This is a genomic window from Streptomyces sp. AC558_RSS880 (genome assembly GCF_019049255.1).
Classification (GTDB): Bacteria; Actinomycetota; Actinomycetes; order Streptomycetales; family Streptomycetaceae; genus Streptomyces.
Window position 1 is genome coordinate 136,018 of record NZ_JAGMUJ010000030.1, and the last position, 15,248, is coordinate 151,265.

Consider the following 15,248-nt stretch of genomic DNA (forward strand, 5'->3'; position numbering starts at 1 on the left):
AACGTTCATGTTAGTGACATGCGTGGAGGTGAGTGGGCATGGTGGACTTCGTGGGTCGTCGGCAGGAGCTGGCGAGGTTGGAGCGAGAGCTGCGGAAGGTGGCGGCAGGGGTCGGCGGGGAGCGGCCCGGTCGGTGCGTGATGTTGCGCGGGCGGCGCCGGGTGGGCAAGTCGCGGCTGGTCGAGCGGTTCGCGGAGCGCTCCGGTGCCCCGTTCCTGTTCTACGCGGCGACCGGTGCGTCCCCCAGGGATGATCTGGCACGGTTGGCCCGGGACGCCCAGGTGTCGACGCTGCCGTTGGCGGGGCTCGTGGCCGCCGCACGGCCGGAGAGCTGGGATGCCGCGTTCGACCTGCTGGCTGCGGCGCTGCCCGCCGACCGGGCGAGCGTGCTGGTCATCGACGAGGTGCCGTACCTGATGGACGCCGATGGCGCCTTTGAGGGGATGCTGCAACGGGCCTGGGACCGGGTGCTGGAGACCAAGCCGGTGCTGCTGGTCCTCATCGGCTCCGATCTGTCGATGATGGAGGCCCTGAACAGCTATGGGCGCCCCTTCCATCAGCGCGGCCGGGAGATGGTGCTGGGACCGCTGAACCCCGCCGAGGTGGGGCGGATGCTCGGGCTGGAACCGGCGGAAGCCTTCGACGCCGCGCTGGTCACCGGCGGGCTGCCGCTGATCTGCGCGGAGTGGCCGCGGGGTGCGGGGTTGTGGGACTTCCTCGGCGAGGCGCTGAGCGACCCGGTCTCGGCCCTGCTGGTGTCGGCCGAGCGTTCGCTGGCTGCCGAATTTCCCCCGCAGGCTCAGGCGCGTACGGTGCTGGCGGCCATCGGCAGTGGTGAGCGGACCTTCACCAACATCGCTCGTGCAGCCGGCGGGATCGGGGCCACGCCGCTGCAACGAGCGCTGGAGCTGCTCACGGACAAGCGGATCGTCGCTGCGGAGCTGCCCGTATCGCTGCGCCCGTCGAAGGATCGCCGCTACCGGGTGGCAGATCCCTACCTGCGGTTTTGGCTGCACCTGCTCGGCCCCGCCATGGAGGAGATCGAGCGGGGGCGGGGCGATCTGACCTTGGCGCGGATCCGGGAGAGCTGGACCAGCTGGCGCGGCCGGGCGGTCGAGCCGCTCATCCGCGAGGCGCTCGCCCGGATACTGCCCGACGACCAGCTCCCCGCAGCCCCCGCAGTGGGCGGCTACTGGACCCGCACCAACGACGTCGAGATCGACATCATCGGTGCGGACCGCGCCCCCATCGCCAAGGAGCTGCTCTTCCTCGGCTCCATCAAGTGGCTGGAGCAGTCGCCCTTCGACCGGCACGACCTGGCAGCTCTCCATCGACACCGGGCCGCCCTCACCGACGAACCCGTTCCGGTCGTGGCGGTCTCGCGCAGCGGTGTCGGCTGTCCGGGGCTCGATGCCGTCTACGGCCCCGGCGATCTGCTGACCGCCTGGCCGCTGTGAGTGGCGAACGGCAGGCCAGGCACGGGAGTCGGTGAGCCCGATCAGGCCGCAGACGTTGCGGAGAAGTCCATCGGACCTCGGCCCGTAGCCTGCGCTGTTGTGCAGCGTTGGCGGTCCTGAGCCTTCTCGTGCCTCGTCGCGGATCCCGTGCCGTGCCGGCTTCGTCGCCCCCTGGACCCGAGTGCGGCATGGCCTGTGGAGAGCGGTTGCGTCAGGTTCCGGGGTTCATCGCGGGCATGACCGCGACCGCACTCGCACCGCCGGCGGCCCACCGGCATCGCCGGGCTCCTCGGCGCCAGGGGACGACACCAGCTGTGGGCTCCGTCATGAGGACGGGGCCCGCAGCCGGTCGTGCGCGGGACGGACGTCAGCCGCTGACGGTGATGTTCGAGCTGCCGCTGCTCTGGTAGCCCTCGGTCGCCATGACCATGTAGTACCTGAACTGGCCGAGGTTCATGCCCGCGCGGGCCCAGGCGTCGAAGTGGTTGCCAGTGGTGATGGTGCCGGAGCCGCTGGTCACCTTCGACTGGCGGACGCTCCAGTACTGGTCGAAGGTGCGGGTGCCCTCGACGGAGGGGGCGTTGTACCGCGTCGTCTTGTAGATGTCGTACGTGCCGCCGTCGCTGCGGACGGTGCCCCTGTACTCGCCGGTGGGCCGGTAGCTGCCCCAGTTGTCGACGATGTAGTACTCGACCAGCGGGTTCGAGGTCCAGCCGTAGAGACAGCCGTAGCCGTTGCCCGACGGGTTGAAGTACCCGGTGTAACGGACCGTCCTGCGCCCGCCGTTGGCCCAGCCCTTGCCCGCGACGAAGTTGCCGCAGTTGGTCCACCTGGTGCTGTAGCTGCCGCCGCCGTTGAGGGTCATGGAGACCGAGCCGCCGCCGTCGGTCCAGAACGTGTAGTACATGCCGTCGGTACCGGTCTGGTTGGTGGTGATGGTGGTGGCCGCGTGGGCGGTGCCGGGCAGCAGGAGCCCGGACGCGGTGGCCAGCGTGGCGACGCCGGCGCCACCGAGGAAGCCCCGACGGCTCAGGCCGGGGGGAATGATCGCCTGCTGGGTCTGGTCCTGCTGCGTGCCGTCCTGGTGCATGCTGTTTCCTTCCGATCAAGGCAGGTGGGGGCCGCACGGCCTTCTGCCGTCCGGCGGCCTTGCATGGAACGCGGCGGGGGCGCCCACCGTTGTGCGGTACCGAGCGACCAGGTCCTCGTCGCGGGACGCGAGGGGAACGCGGTCTTCTGCTTCGGCGGCCTTAGTTTTCTGAGACCTCATGTTCCTGTCAACACTTTCGACGTTCTTTCGGAAACATCTCCGCACTCGAAGGGGTGCTTGAAAAATGCATCTTCCCTGTTCAGATCGCTGATCGCGCGAATCGACGAGCAGGGTGAAGAGGGTTCGGGTTGGAGTGGGGCGCAAGTATGTGAGGTCAATTCGAAAGTTTCGAAGGCGGGGGAGGGGAGCTCCGGCACTCCGCCGACGTGCCGGCGCCGGCAGGCGGCGGCGTTGTCGTGGACGGTTCCGCTTCCGTGATTCCGTCAGACGGAGACCTCGGGGTCTCGAGGGGAGCGGATGTCCCGGAGACACGCCATCGGCGCGCCGTTCCACCGGGACATCCGCTCCCGTCGACGTCCTGGAGCCGGATTCGCCGACAGCGTCCCTGAAGGGGTGGGCCCCACCGCCGTGTCCGTGCCGCCCCGGTGCTAACCCGCGACCGCCCGCAGGGCCGCCTCCCGCACGCGGGCGGTCGCGTGTTCGGGCAGGTACCGGCCGGCGTGCAGCCGGCTCGCGGCGGCGGTCGTCGCGTCCCTGCGGGCCCGGTCGGTGAGCAGGTCCGCGCAGTGCCGGGCCAGGTCCTCGGCGGTGTCGGCGAGGGCCAGGTGCTCACCGGGGACCACGTCGAGGCCCTCGGCGCCGATCGTGGTGCTGACCACCGGCACGCCGTGCGCGAACGCCTCGAGGATCTTGATGCGGGTGCCGCTGCCCACGCGCAGCGGGACCACGACCAGGTCGGCGGCGCGCAGGTGGGGCGCCATGCTCGGGACCGCGCCGGTGACCTCGACGTGCGGGCCCGCCAGCGCGGCGACCTCCGGGGTGGACGCGCCCGCCAGCACGACCGTCGCGTCCGGCACCCGCTCGCGGATCAGCGGCAGGATCTCACCGGTCAGCCAGGCGGCGGCGTCCGCGTTGGGCGCCCAGTCGAAGGAGCCCTGGAACAGGATGGTCGCGCCGCCGCCGGTGCGCGGTGGCCCCGGCGGACGGGCCGGGTAGGTGTTCGGCACCACCACCGTCCGCCCCGTGCCCAGCCGGGCGGCGTCGCGGGCGCAGGCGACCACGGCCACGTCCGCCTCCCGCGCCACCCGCCGGTGGACGCGGCCCCACCAGGCGATCGAACGCCGCGCCTGCACGCGCTGCCACGGCGTCAGCGGCACGCCCCACACGCCCCGGCCGAGCCGCGACCAGCGGCGGATCAGCACGTCCTCGAAGTCGTCCACGTCGACGACGGTGCGGCCGGTGAACCGGCCGCGCAGCGGCAGCCAGGCGCGTTCCCGGTTGAACCACACCAGGTCGTAGCGGGTGCCGGTGGACCAGCCGGGCAGGACGGGCGTGAGCGTGCGCCGCTGGTGACCCGCGTAGGCGGCGGACGGCCCGCGCGCGGCGATCTCCAGGAAGGCGCGGGCGCCCGTGTACGGCGGTACGGCGGCGACCCCGGTGCGGGCGAAGCGGACGGTCTCGTCCGGCGGCGGCACGGTGTCCGGCGGCGCGAGGAAGAGAGCGTCCACCGGACCCAGTGCGGCGAGCGCCCCGGTGACCAGGTCCATCCGCTGCACCGCGCCGCCGGCGGGGCGGCGGGGCAGGACGTCGCTGACGAACAACGACCGGATCACCGGACGGCCCTCCCGTCCGGCCGCGCCACCGGGCCGGCTTCCCCGTCGGGGCCGGCCCGCGGCGCGGTCACCGCGTGCCGGGTGGCCAGCAGCGTGTAGCCCAGCCCCACGACCCAGCCGATCACCGTCGCCCACATGATGCCGTCGACCCCCCACGCGTGGCCCAGCGCGTACGACAACGGCAGCCGGACCACGCCCAGCGACGCCACCGTGCAGATCAGCGGCACGACGGTGCGGGCGATGCCGTTGAACCAGCCGTGCAGCACGACCGTCAGCGTGTAGCACAGGAAGAACGGCGCCGTGATGAGGATGTACCGCTCGGTCACCAGCCGGGTCTCGGGGCTGCCGGAGAACAGCGCGGCGATCGGCCCGCGTCCGACGAGCAGCAGCAGGGACACCACCGCGGTGAGCGCGACGCCCAGCCACACGGAGTGACGGACCCCCTCGCGGACCCGCGCGGCCCGGCCGGCGCCGGTGTTCTGCGCGGTGAACACCATCAGCGCGCCGGACAGGTTGAGGAACAGCACGCTGGTCAGCAGCTCCAGCCGGGCGACGACGGTCAGCGCCGCGAGGGCCTCCTCGCCGAACGGCGTGATGATCCACACCAGCACCAGCACCCCGACGCCGATCAGCAGGTACTGCACGGCCATCGGCGCGCCGATCCGCAGGCCGCGCCGCACCTCGGCGCGCACCGCGGCGGCCGTGACCGCGGCCGCCCCGGCCGGCCGCGGCCGGCGCTGCTCGCGCACCAGGCGGGTCAGGCCGACCACCGCGGTCAGCGCGTTGGAGGCCACCACGGCCAGCGCCGCGCCCGCCATCCCGAGCCGCCAGGGACCCACGAACAGCCAGGCGAACACCGCGTTCAGCACGCTCGCGGCGATCATCAAGGCGGTGGCCCGGCGAACGTCGCCGCGGCCGGTCAGGACCGCGCACACCGCGCCGAGCGCGTAGACCGCGACCATGCCCGAGCACAGCGTCACCACGAAGGTCCGGGCCTCGGCGGCGACCTCGCCGGTCACGCCCGTCAGCGCCAGCAGCGGCGCCGCGGCCAGGACCGCGACCGCGGCGCAGAGCGCCGACCACACCGCGGTGCAGGCCGCCAGCGCCAGCAGCGCGCTCGGATCGTCACGCCGCCCGGCGCCGGCGAGATGCCCGAGCCGTACCGTGAACGCGCCGGACACACCGGTGAACAGCGAGGTCAGAATCGAGTACAGCGGCTGTGCCGCGCCCAGCGCCGCCAGCCCGGTGACGCCCACGTACCGGCCGACGACCGCGCTGTCGACCAGCAGGTAGCCCTGCTGGAGCAGATTGGCGAGGGCCAGCGGGGCCGCGGTGCCGACGATGCCGGTCAGGACCGGGCCCCGGGTCAGGTCCGGCACGTCAGTCTCCGGGCATGGTCAGCAGCTCGTCGAGCCACGCGTCGTCGCCGTCGTCGTCCGGCGCGTCCGTGTCGTACTTGTTCTCGATGAGCCGGGCGACGGCGGCCACGGTGCGCTCGCTCATCAGGTCGACGGTGTCGAACTGGCGGCCAAGGCAGGCGGAGATGCTGTTGCCGATGGTCAGCGCCATGATCGAGTCGGCGCCCAGGTCCCGGAAGTCGGCGTGGACGTCGATCACCGGGTGACCGAGGGTGTGCGCCAGGCAGCGGCCCACCATCCGTTCCCTGTCGGTGTACCCGTCGTCCGGACGCCCGGTGAGCCGTACCTCGGTGGACTCCACGGCCTCGCGTACGCGGGCGAGGCTCCGCCTGGACCGCTCCTCGAGCGCCGCCAGTCCCGTCTCGATCTTGCCCTCGATGTCCGCGGACAGGGCGACGTGGTACGTCGGCAGTACGCTCATCAGGTCGCCGGCGTAGTTGATCTCACCGGCGAAGAACCCCGCCCGGTCCCCGCGCAGCGCCGCGTCGATCAGATCGAGGCCGGTACGGGTGCGCAGCGACCGGAACACCAGGTCCTCGCTGACGCCGGTGGCGACCGCCATGCCGACCTCCCGCCAGGCCACCCAGTCGACGCTGACCACGCGGTGCTCCGGTGTGTTCAGCGTGCGGGCCAGGTGGTCCAGGTAGAAGTTCGCGGCCGCGTAGTCGGCCTGCCCGAGGGCCGGGAACACCGCGGCCACCGAGGACATGTGCAGCACGAAGTCGGGCCGGTCGTCCCGGGTCAGGTGGTGCAGCAAGAACGCGCCGCGCAGCTTCGGCCGCAGGACGGACGCGAACCCGTCGGCGTCCCGGTACGCGATGAGGTTGTCACCGGGCACGCCGGCGGCGTGCACGATGCCGTCCACCCGGCCGTGCGCGGCGCGGATCGCGGCCAGCACGTCCGCCAGCGCGGCCTCGTCGGCGACGTCGGCGGCCACCGGGTGCACACCGGCGCCGAGCGCGGCGATCTCGCGGACCGCCGTGACGCGCGCCGCGGCGGGATGCTGCGGGTCGGCGGCGACCGCGTCCCACTCGGCCTCGGGTGGCAGGGCGGTGCGTCCGAGGAGGTACAGGTGGACGCCGGGGGCGCCGGCCGCGAAGTGCCGGGCCGTCTCCAGACCGATGCCGCCGAGACCGCCGGTGATCAGGTACGCGCCGCCGGGCCGCAGGTACGTGTCGCGGACCGCCGGGATCTCCGGCAGCTCGGCGAAGGACTCGCGGTACTTGTCCGTGCCGCGCAGCGCGTACACGCCGGCCTGCGCGGCGAGGATCTCCGTGCGCAGCAGCGCGGCCGGCACCGCGTCGTCGACGTCGAGCAGCCGGACGGTCACGTACGGGTACTCCCGGCCGATCGCCTTGGCCAGCCCGGCGAGCGCCGCGTGTTCCGCGACCACACCCGTCTCGCCGGGCACGACCGCCAGCGCCCGCCGGGTCAGCACCACGAGGTCGACCGCCGCGCTCGCGTGCATCAGCGCCTTCGCCAGCCGGAAGAGGCCGGTCAGGTGCTCGTCGACGCGGCGGTCCAGTTCCGCGGGACCGTCCGCCGGTTCGCCGTCGAAGGCGAGGGCGTACACCAGGTGGGTGTAGCCCTCGTCGACGAGCTCCTCGGCGAGCCGGTCCGGTTCGGCGTCCGCGGCGTCCGGCGTGCGCAGCACCGCGTCCGGCGGCAGGGCGGCGGTCACGGCGTCGGCCGCGGCCGGACCCACCAGTGCCATCACGCGGGCCGACGGGTCGCCGGACCCGGCGAGCGGCGCCGGCGCGAACCCCACCGCGTGCGTCAGCGGGTGCTCGGCCCGCGGTGCGGCCAGCGCGAACCGGTCGCGCCAGGTGTCGGGGAAGTCGACCCAGGCCCGGGTCTCGTCGAACTCGTACGGCGGCAGGTGCACGGTCCTCGGGCCCAGCCCGTGGTACTGCGCCCGCAGGTCGAGGTCGGCGCCGCCGGTCCAGGCGCGGGCGGCTTCGGTGCCGGCGGCGTCCGGCACCTCACCGGCCTCGGTGGCCGCCAGCGCCGCCCGCAGCTCGGCCAGGTCGGCGACCGTGTAGGCGAGCCGGTGCCGGTGTCCGGCGCGGGAGACGTTCGACGTCCAGCACACGTCCCGGACGCTCCCGTCGATCCGGCCGTCGTCGATCGCCTCGCGGTAGCGGGTGACCAGCCGGCCGAGCGACGCCGGGCTCTGCGCGCTGAGCGTGAACAGGTAGGGCGGCCGGCCCCCGCCGGACTCCGCCGGCGCCGCGGTGAACTCCTCCAGCACGACGTGCGCGTTGGTCCCGCCGAGGCCGAAGGCGCTGACCCCGGCGCGGCGGGGGCCGTCCCCCTCCGGCCACGCGTGGGCCTCCCGCGGCACGTACACCGGGCCGTCGTCGAGGTCGATGGCGGTGTTCGGCCGTTCGTAGTTCGCCAGGGGCGGGATCACGCGGTGCCGCAGCGCGAGCGCGGCCTTGATCACGCCCATCAGGCCCGAGCCCTCGAAGAGATGGCCGATGTTCGCCTTCACCGTGCCCACCGCGCAGAAGCGCCGGTCGTCGGTCCGGGCGGCGAACGCCCGCCGCAGCCCCTCGAACTCGATCGGGTCGCCGACCTTGGTGGCGGTGCCGTGCACCTCCAGGTAGCCGATCGTGCGGGGATCGACGCCCGCGTCCCGCCACGCGGCCTCCAGCAGGTCGGCCTGGGCGCGGGAGTCCGGCGCGGTCATCATCTCGGACCTGCCGTCGTGGTTGACCGCGCTCCCCTTGACGACCGCGTACACCTGGTCGCCGTCGGCCAGCGCCCGGTCCAGCCGCTTGAGCACGACCGCCCCGGACCCCTCGCCGAAGCCGGTGCCGTCCGCGCCCTCGTCGAACGTACGGGTCACGCCGTCGGACGACTCGATGCCGATCCGGGTGTGCGGGTGCCGCACCGGCGCCATCACGATCCGGGTGCCGGCCACCACGGCCATCTCGCAGTCGCCCAGCAGCAGCGCGGCCCTGGCCTGGTGCAGCGCCAGCAGCGACGCCGAGCAGGCGCTGTCGATCACCATGCTCGGGCCGCGCAGGTCGAGCAGGTACGAGAGCCGGTTGGCCAGCATCGTGACGATGTTGCCGGTGATGCCGAGCTGTCCCAGCGCGGGGTCGATGCGGCAGAAGTAGTCCAGGTACGACCCGCCGGGGTTGCCGGCGTAGCCGACGTACACGCCGGTGCGGCTGCCGGCCAGCCGCTCGCCGGTGTAGCCGGCGTCCTCCAGCGCGCGGTACATCGTGCGCAGGACCAGTCGCTGGTGCGGGTCGGTGACCGCGGCCTGCTTCGGGGTCATGCCGAAGAAGGCGTGGTCGAACAGGTCCACCCGGTCCAGGAAGCTGCCGTCGTGGAACTCGACCCGCTCCTCGGCGTCCGGCACCAGCGCCGACTCCCAGTGGTAGCGCAGGTACTCCTCGATCTCCCGGCGCCGCTGCGCCGGGAACGGCCGGGTGAGGCTGCGGCCGGTGCGGACGATGTCCCAGAACGCGTGCTGGTCTGGCGCGTCCGGCACTTCGACGGACAGTCCGACGACAGCGATGTCCGTGGTCATACGAGTTCCTCCGTCGGCTGTGCGGCGATCCGTGCGATGAAGGCGGTGAGGGTGGTGCCGTTGACCTCGTCGAAGTGGTCGACGCCGGCCGTGCGCAGGGCCCGGACCGTGCGCACCCACTCCACCGGGCGGTGGATCTGCCCGCTGAGCAGTCGGACCGCCTGATCCGGGGCGAACTCCGTGCCGGTGACGCTGGACATCACCGGCGTGTGCCCGGCGCGGAATGCGTACTCGCGCAGGACCGTCGCGAACGCCCGGCCGGCCGAGGCCATGAGGGGCGTGTGGAACGGGCCGCTGACGGACACCGGCAGGACCCGGGCGCCCCGGCCGCGCAGTGCCTTGACCGCGAGCGCCAGCTGCGGCCGGTCCCCGGCCACCGTCACCTGCTGGTCGCTGTTGCGGTTGGCGACGTGCACCAGGTTGAGCCCGGCGCCGTGCAGGGTCGCCTCGACCCGCGCCGAGCTCAGCCCGACCACCGCGACCATCGCGCCGCGGGTGACGCCGGCCATCAGCTCGGCGCGGCGCCGGACCAGCGCCAGGCCGTCCATCAGGTCGATGACGCCGGCGGCCACCAGCGCGTTGAGCTCGCCCAGGCTGTGCCCGGCGAAGTAGTCGTACCGTCGGCCGGCGCGCTCGAGGTCCATCCAGGACAGCGCGTTGACGAGGAAGACGGCCGGTTGCGCGTAGCGGGTGTCGGCGAGCCGGTCGTCGGGGTCGTCGCGGCACAGGTCCGCCACGGAGTAGCCGAGCAACTCGGTCGCGGCCGCGGTCTCCCGCGGATACCGCTCGAACAGTTCCCCTCCCATGCCTCTGCGCTGTACGCCTTGGCCGGGGAAGACCAGACAGTGCATGCGTGGACGCTCCTTCACTCAAGCGGTCGGTGCGGGGACGCTGCGGTAGCGCAGGCCGTGGTGGCCGCCGCGCAGGGTCTCCCGGGTGAACACCCGGGCCGACGGGCCCGGTCCGAAGTCGACTACCTGGTCGGGCCGGCAGTCCTCGATCGCGGCGCGGACCGTGCCGGGCCAGTCCAGCGGGCGGCACACCGCGTGGGCGAGGACGTCCGGCAACAGGTCACCGCGGTGCTGGAGGTTGACCGGCGCGTCGGCGACGTACACCGGTACGGCCAGCCGGTCGCCGGTGAGCGGGAACGTCATGAAGTGCCGCTCCTCCAGCGTCGCGCGCACCGCCGGCTCCAGGAGCGGCGTGTGGAACGGCGCGGTGCTGCGCAGGTGGGTCCACCGCACCCCCGGTTCGGCCAGTCGCCGCGCGTGCCTCGCCCGGAAGCCGGCGAGGTCGTCCGGGTCCCCGGCCAGCACGTGCGAGCGGCCGGAGTTCGCGAGGGCCAGGTGCACCGGGGAGTCCGTCACCAGCGCGCGCAGCTCCTCGGCCGGCACGCCCGTCACGGCCGCCATCGGTGTGGCCGCGCCCTTCCGCGGCGGTGTCAGCTGATGGCAGCGGATCAGCGTCAGCGCGGTCATCGCGATCACGTCGTGGCAGAGCGCCGTGTACTGCCGGCGGCCGGTCACCCTCAGTCCCGCGACCATCGCGCCGATCAGGCCCAGGCTGTGGCCGATGGCGGCCACCGGCGCGGACCGGTCGCCGTCCGCGCGGCCGACGGCGGGTTGCAGCAGGCACAGGTGGTAGATGTGGGCGCACAGGCCGTCCACGATGGAGTGTTCCAGGGCGCCCGCGTCCGGCGGGTCGCCGCGCAGCCAGGCGGTCAGCGGGATGCCGCCGGGCAGCTCCCGGCGGTAGGCGTCCGCGCCGACGTGGTCGAGCACGCGCGCCACCGCCTCGGCCGCGGCGGTGAAGTACCGCGCGTTCTCCGGCCGCGCGTACAGCGCCCGCAGTGCGGCGAGCGGCGGGCCCTGTATGCCCGCCATGCCGCTGAACAGGTATAACCGTCGCACTTCTCTTCCCCGGGTGAGGCGATTACCGGCCACTGGCCGGGACCGGCAGGATCTGCGGGAGGGCGGCCGCCTCGTCGACGAGGAGCCGCGCCGCCCGCTGTTCGTGCAGCCGCAGCTGTGTGAGGCCGCGGCGGATCCGGTCCGCCGGCAGGGCGGGCAGCCCGGCCTGGAAGGCGGTGACCCGGTCCGACAGCACGGTGGCCAGCTGCGCGACGCGGGCGTAGGCGGCGCGGACCCGCTCGCTGTGCTCGGTGAGCGCCAGGAACCGGCAGAACAGGGTCCGCGAACCGGCCAGCAGCGCCATGCTGTTGACGCCGGGCGCGCGATAGGTCGCGGCGACCGACGTGCGCTCCACGACGAGGTTGTCGCCGATGACGTCGTAGAGCTCGAAGCCGTCGCGGAAGCCGGCCAGGAACGCGCGGTAGGCGTTCTCGAACCCGTCCCGGTCGGGCTCGGCCACCTGCCGGACGGTGGCGCAGCCGGTGAACCAGCGTTCGGGTTCCCGGGCGTAGCCGTCGCGCAGCACGTCCCACCCCACGGTCAGCGGGAAGTACTCGTGGTCGTCGGCGGTGTTGTCGACCAGCAGGACGTCGGTGCCGCTCGCCCCGCAGACGAGGAACGAGTGCAGGAGCCGGTACTCCTCGGGGAGCGTGCCGGCCCGGCGCATGAACTCCACCCAGTGGGGGAAGTGGTGCCGGGGCGCGTAGAAGAACACCGGCTGTCCCGCGGCGAGGAAGTCGGTCAGGCCGGACGCGAAGCGGGCCAGGTCCACGGTCCCGGCCGAGAGCACCTCGAACCCGAGCAGGCCCAGGTCGTCGTCGTTCACGTACGGGGTGTCGAACGCCCAGCGGTCCCCGCCGCGCAGGTGGCAGTGGCGGTGGACGGCCGAAGTGGAGCCCAGGGCCCGGTACATCAGCAGGTCGGACCAGGGGGTGCGGCCGCCGACATACGCGAGGAGCTGGGTCTTGCGGCAGTGCAGGTGGTTGTTGGGGTCCCGGGTGCGGATCCGGTCCAGGCCCGGTAACTCGATCATCTGGTCGACGGACAACAGCGTAAACCTCCGTTCGGCGACGCCTTCGCCGCGGATGCCGGAGCGAGGAGTGCCGTACTCCGACGGGTTCGATCCGTCACGCGGGACGGCGGTGCCGTGGTGGGCGCGATGGGCGCGGTCGGGCCGTGCACGACGATGTGCGGATGCTCTTCGCGGCGCGCGCCGGGGATTCCCGCCATTGGGCGATCTCCGGCGAGGCGCGGAAACAACGAGCAGACGGGTCCTGCGGGACCCGGGCGGCGAAACATTCGAGGTCGATTCGGATGACGTTCGACTGTTCGCCCGGTGCGCGACATCATGGCAGGCCCCAGGTAACGGGGCAATAAAAGTCATACGACTTGGCTTGTACTGGAGTTCATCGCAGGTCAACGCGGTGGAGCTGTCGACGCAGGTGTCGCGCCGGAGTGTGAGGGGGTGGCTGTCACCCGGATGCGCGCCCGGGTGGAGCGGGAAATCGCGGGCCGTTTCGCTCGAAAGTATCGATGGTTCCAACGCATGTGAAAGTCGGGTCGTCCCCGGTGCCACCGAGCCGCAGGCGCTCTCCGTGCCGACCGGTGCCCGACGTCACGTCACGGCATGCCGCTCAGGCGAGTTCCGGCCGTGGTTCCCGTTGCCGCTCCGGCACGGTCGTCGTCTCCCGCAGCGCGGTGGTGCGCGCGTAGCCGTGGATCACCGAGGTCATCAGCAGGACGAGGAGGGGGCCGAACACCCACGGGTACTCGGCCATCTGCGTCGGCAGCCCGCGGTACGCCACCAGGAGCACGGTGAAGACCGTCGTGCCGTAGGCGACCAGCCAGGTCGCCGGCCGGTCCCAGCCGCGTGCGAGCGAGCGCATCGCCGCCTCGACCGTGAGCGCGAACACCACGCCGGCGACGAGGTCCACGCCGTAGTGGTAGCCGAAGCCCAGCGTCGCCGAGAGGGTGGCGACCAGCCAGAAGGTGCCCGCGAAGCGCATCGCCCGCGAGCCCGTGCGGGTGTGGACGAAGAGGGTGACGGCCCACGCGGTGTGCAGGCTGGGCATGCAGTTGCGCGGGGTGATCCCGTCGAACGGGATCGGGTGCGGGGCGCCGATGGACGGCAGCGTGTCCGGCCACAGGTGGCTCGCCGCCCACTGTCCGCCGTCGGCGCCGTAGGCGTAGACCGGTCCGACGACCGGGAAGATCATGTAGACGGCCGGTCCGAGCAGACCGATGACCAGGAACGTGCGCACCAGGTGGTGGGCCGGGAAGCGGCGCTCGACCGCGACGTGACGCAGTTGGTAGAGCCCGACGAGGGCGGCCGCCAGCGGGAGTTGGCCGTAGACCACGTGGAGGACGCCGGTGCTGATCGGTGCGGTGGCCTCGACGATCCGGCCGGCCAGCCACGACGGGTCGCCCAGCGCGTGATCGGCGAGCGCGACGTACGGGTCGAGCACCGTCGGGCGGGTCTTCGACGTGATGAGCAGCCAGGTGTCGCCCGTCTTGTGACCGGCCACCAGGAGCAGGCCGAGACCGGCACCCTTCAGCAGCAGCAGGCGTTCCGGCCCGGTACGGCGCGTGACGGCGACGACCGCGATGCCCAGGACCACCCACAGCGCACCGTTGCCGAAGTTCGTCTCGGCGCCGGCCGCCCACCGCACCAGGAAGAAGACGACGTCGATGCCGATCGCGGCGCCCACCGCGACGAGCCGTTGCCGCCAGGTGAGCACCACCATCGCCAGCGCCATACCGGCGTACAGCAGCGGTCCCGAATGAGGGGCGAAGACCACCTCCCGCGCGTGGTGGGTGATCGGCCCCGGCAGGCCGTAGCGGCGCGCGGCGCATTCCAGCGCGATGAGGAATCCGAGGGTCGCGGCACCCGCCGCCGCCCACAGCATCGCCCGGGGCCGGCGTATGCGCTCCGGTGTGCGTCTTGGTGTGGTGTTCACGTGTTCGGTCTATGCGTGAAGATCGGATGATCGGGAGATCGTCATGAGTTCGCACATGTTAGCGACGTCTGTGCGTTTCCTGTGGTTCAGGGCGGATCTTCTCCCGGACTACGCCTGTCCTGTCGCCCTGCGGCACGCCTCCACGTAGCCCCGGACCAGGGGCCGCGCACCGTCCTGCGTCCGCCAGGCCAGGGCGAACCGGGTCGGGGAGAGGCCGTGGACCGGGCGGGTGGTGACGCCGCCCAGGGTGAGCAGGGGGGCGTTGCCGGCGGCCACCAGGCAGATGCCGAGGCCCGCCACCAGGGCCTCGTACGTTTCCTCCGTACCGGCGATCTCCGCGCCGATGAGGGGCGAGCCGCCGGGGCGTTCGTCGAGGGCGAGCCAGTGGTCGCGCAGGACGCCCGTGCTCGGGGGCAGGGCCAGGAACGGCTCGTCGGCGAGGTCCGCGAGGGTGAGGTCCGCGCGGACGGCCAGGGGGTGCGCCTCGGGGAGGGCGACCAGGCGGGGCTCCTCGGCGACCACGGTCCACTCGTAGCGGCCGGCGTCGGGCATCGGCAGCCAGACGAACGCCACGTCCGCCCCGCCGTCCGCGAGGCCCGCCGTCGGGTCCTCCCAGCTGACCTGCCGCAGCCGCACCTCGGTGTCGGGGTGTGCGGCGGTGAAGCGGGAGCGGATCGCCGGGAGCAGGCCGCCGCGGCCGAGGCTGGTGCTCATGCCCACGACCAGCGTGCTGCGCCGTGCCGCCCGCTCCACCGCCGCGGCCCCCTCCTCCCACGCCGCCAGCAGGCGCCGGGCGTGGGGCAGCAGCGCCGTACCGGCGGTGGTGAGTGCCACGCCCTGCCGGTCGCGACGGAACAGTTCGGTGCCCAGCCGCCGTTCCAGCGCCCGTATCTGCTTGCTCAGGGCGGGCTGTGACACGTACAGGCGTTCCGCCGCGCGGGTGAAGTGCAGTTCCTCCGCCACGACCAGGAAGTAGCGCAGGTCCCGCAGGTGAACGTCCGTCTTCATAGCCATCGGTTGTCAGCGTAGGTCTTGGACGGGCAACCGGCCCGGGCGACAAGGTGGTTGACGTCATCGAG

The 15,248-nt window shown here is 72.9% G+C and carries 10 protein-coding genes; 1 reads left to right on the top strand and 9 read right to left on the bottom strand.

From position 1 onward, the window contains the following. Positions 1-38: 38 nt before the first annotated feature. The gene (locus KUM38_RS12640; RefSeq protein WP_217129430.1) at positions 39-1,457 is read left to right on the top strand and encodes a DUF234 domain-containing protein; all 1,419 of its coding nucleotides are present in this window, start codon (positions 39-41) and stop codon (positions 1,455-1,457) included. 367 nt (positions 1,458-1,824) lie between these two features. Here the strand turns inward: KUM38_RS12640 and KUM38_RS12645 are convergent, their stop codons facing one another. The 9 genes from KUM38_RS12645 to KUM38_RS12685 all read right to left on the bottom strand — a co-directional run bounded on the left by KUM38_RS12645 (position 1,825) and on the right by KUM38_RS12685 (position 15,183). After that, a complete protein-coding gene (locus KUM38_RS12645) occupies positions 1,825-2,547 on the bottom strand; it encodes a glycoside hydrolase family 11 protein (RefSeq protein WP_217129431.1) in 723 nt (240 codons plus the stop codon). A 608-nt stretch (positions 2,548-3,155) separates the two neighbouring features. Beyond that, positions 3,156-4,340: a glycosyltransferase family 4 protein gene (locus KUM38_RS12650; RefSeq protein WP_217129432.1), complete on the bottom strand. Its 1,185-nt coding sequence runs from the start codon at positions 4,338-4,340 to the stop codon at positions 3,156-3,158. Continuing rightward, positions 4,337-5,719, bottom strand: a complete 1,383-nt coding sequence (locus tag KUM38_RS12655; RefSeq protein WP_217129433.1) for an MATE family efflux transporter — start codon at positions 5,717-5,719, stop codon at positions 4,337-4,339. The genes KUM38_RS12650 and KUM38_RS12655 overlap by 4 nt, the downstream gene beginning before the upstream one ends. A gap of 1 nt (position 5,720) precedes the next feature. Continuing rightward, complete coding sequence (locus KUM38_RS12660; protein WP_217129434.1) at positions 5,721-9,302, bottom strand: SDR family NAD(P)-dependent oxidoreductase; 3,582 nt, start codon at positions 9,300-9,302, stop codon at positions 5,721-5,723. Next, positions 9,299-10,153, bottom strand: a complete 855-nt coding sequence (locus KUM38_RS12665; RefSeq protein ID WP_217129435.1) for an ACP S-malonyltransferase — start codon at positions 10,151-10,153, stop codon at positions 9,299-9,301. The genes KUM38_RS12660 and KUM38_RS12665 overlap by 4 nt, the downstream gene beginning before the upstream one ends. Before the next feature lie 18 nt (positions 10,154-10,171). Beyond that, positions 10,172-11,212 carry a hypothetical protein gene (locus KUM38_RS12670; protein ID WP_217129436.1) on the bottom strand — a complete coding sequence of 347 codons (1,041 nt, stop codon included), beginning with the start codon at positions 11,210-11,212 and terminating at the stop codon, positions 10,172-10,174. Between the two features lie 22 nt (positions 11,213-11,234). Continuing rightward, the gene (locus tag KUM38_RS12675; RefSeq protein ID WP_217129437.1) at positions 11,235-12,245 is read right to left on the bottom strand and encodes a hypothetical protein; all 1,011 of its coding nucleotides are present in this window, start codon (positions 12,243-12,245) and stop codon (positions 11,235-11,237) included. 601 nt (positions 12,246-12,846) lie between these two features. Further along, positions 12,847-14,118, bottom strand: coding sequence for a phosphatase PAP2 family protein (locus tag KUM38_RS12680; RefSeq protein WP_217129641.1), 1,272 nt, complete (start codon positions 14,116-14,118; stop codon positions 12,847-12,849). 159 nt (positions 14,119-14,277) lie between these two features. After that, entirely contained in the window at positions 14,278-15,183 is a 906-nt protein-coding gene (locus tag KUM38_RS12685; RefSeq protein WP_217129438.1) for a LysR family transcriptional regulator, read from the bottom strand. Between the last annotated feature and the right edge of the window lie 65 nt (positions 15,184-15,248).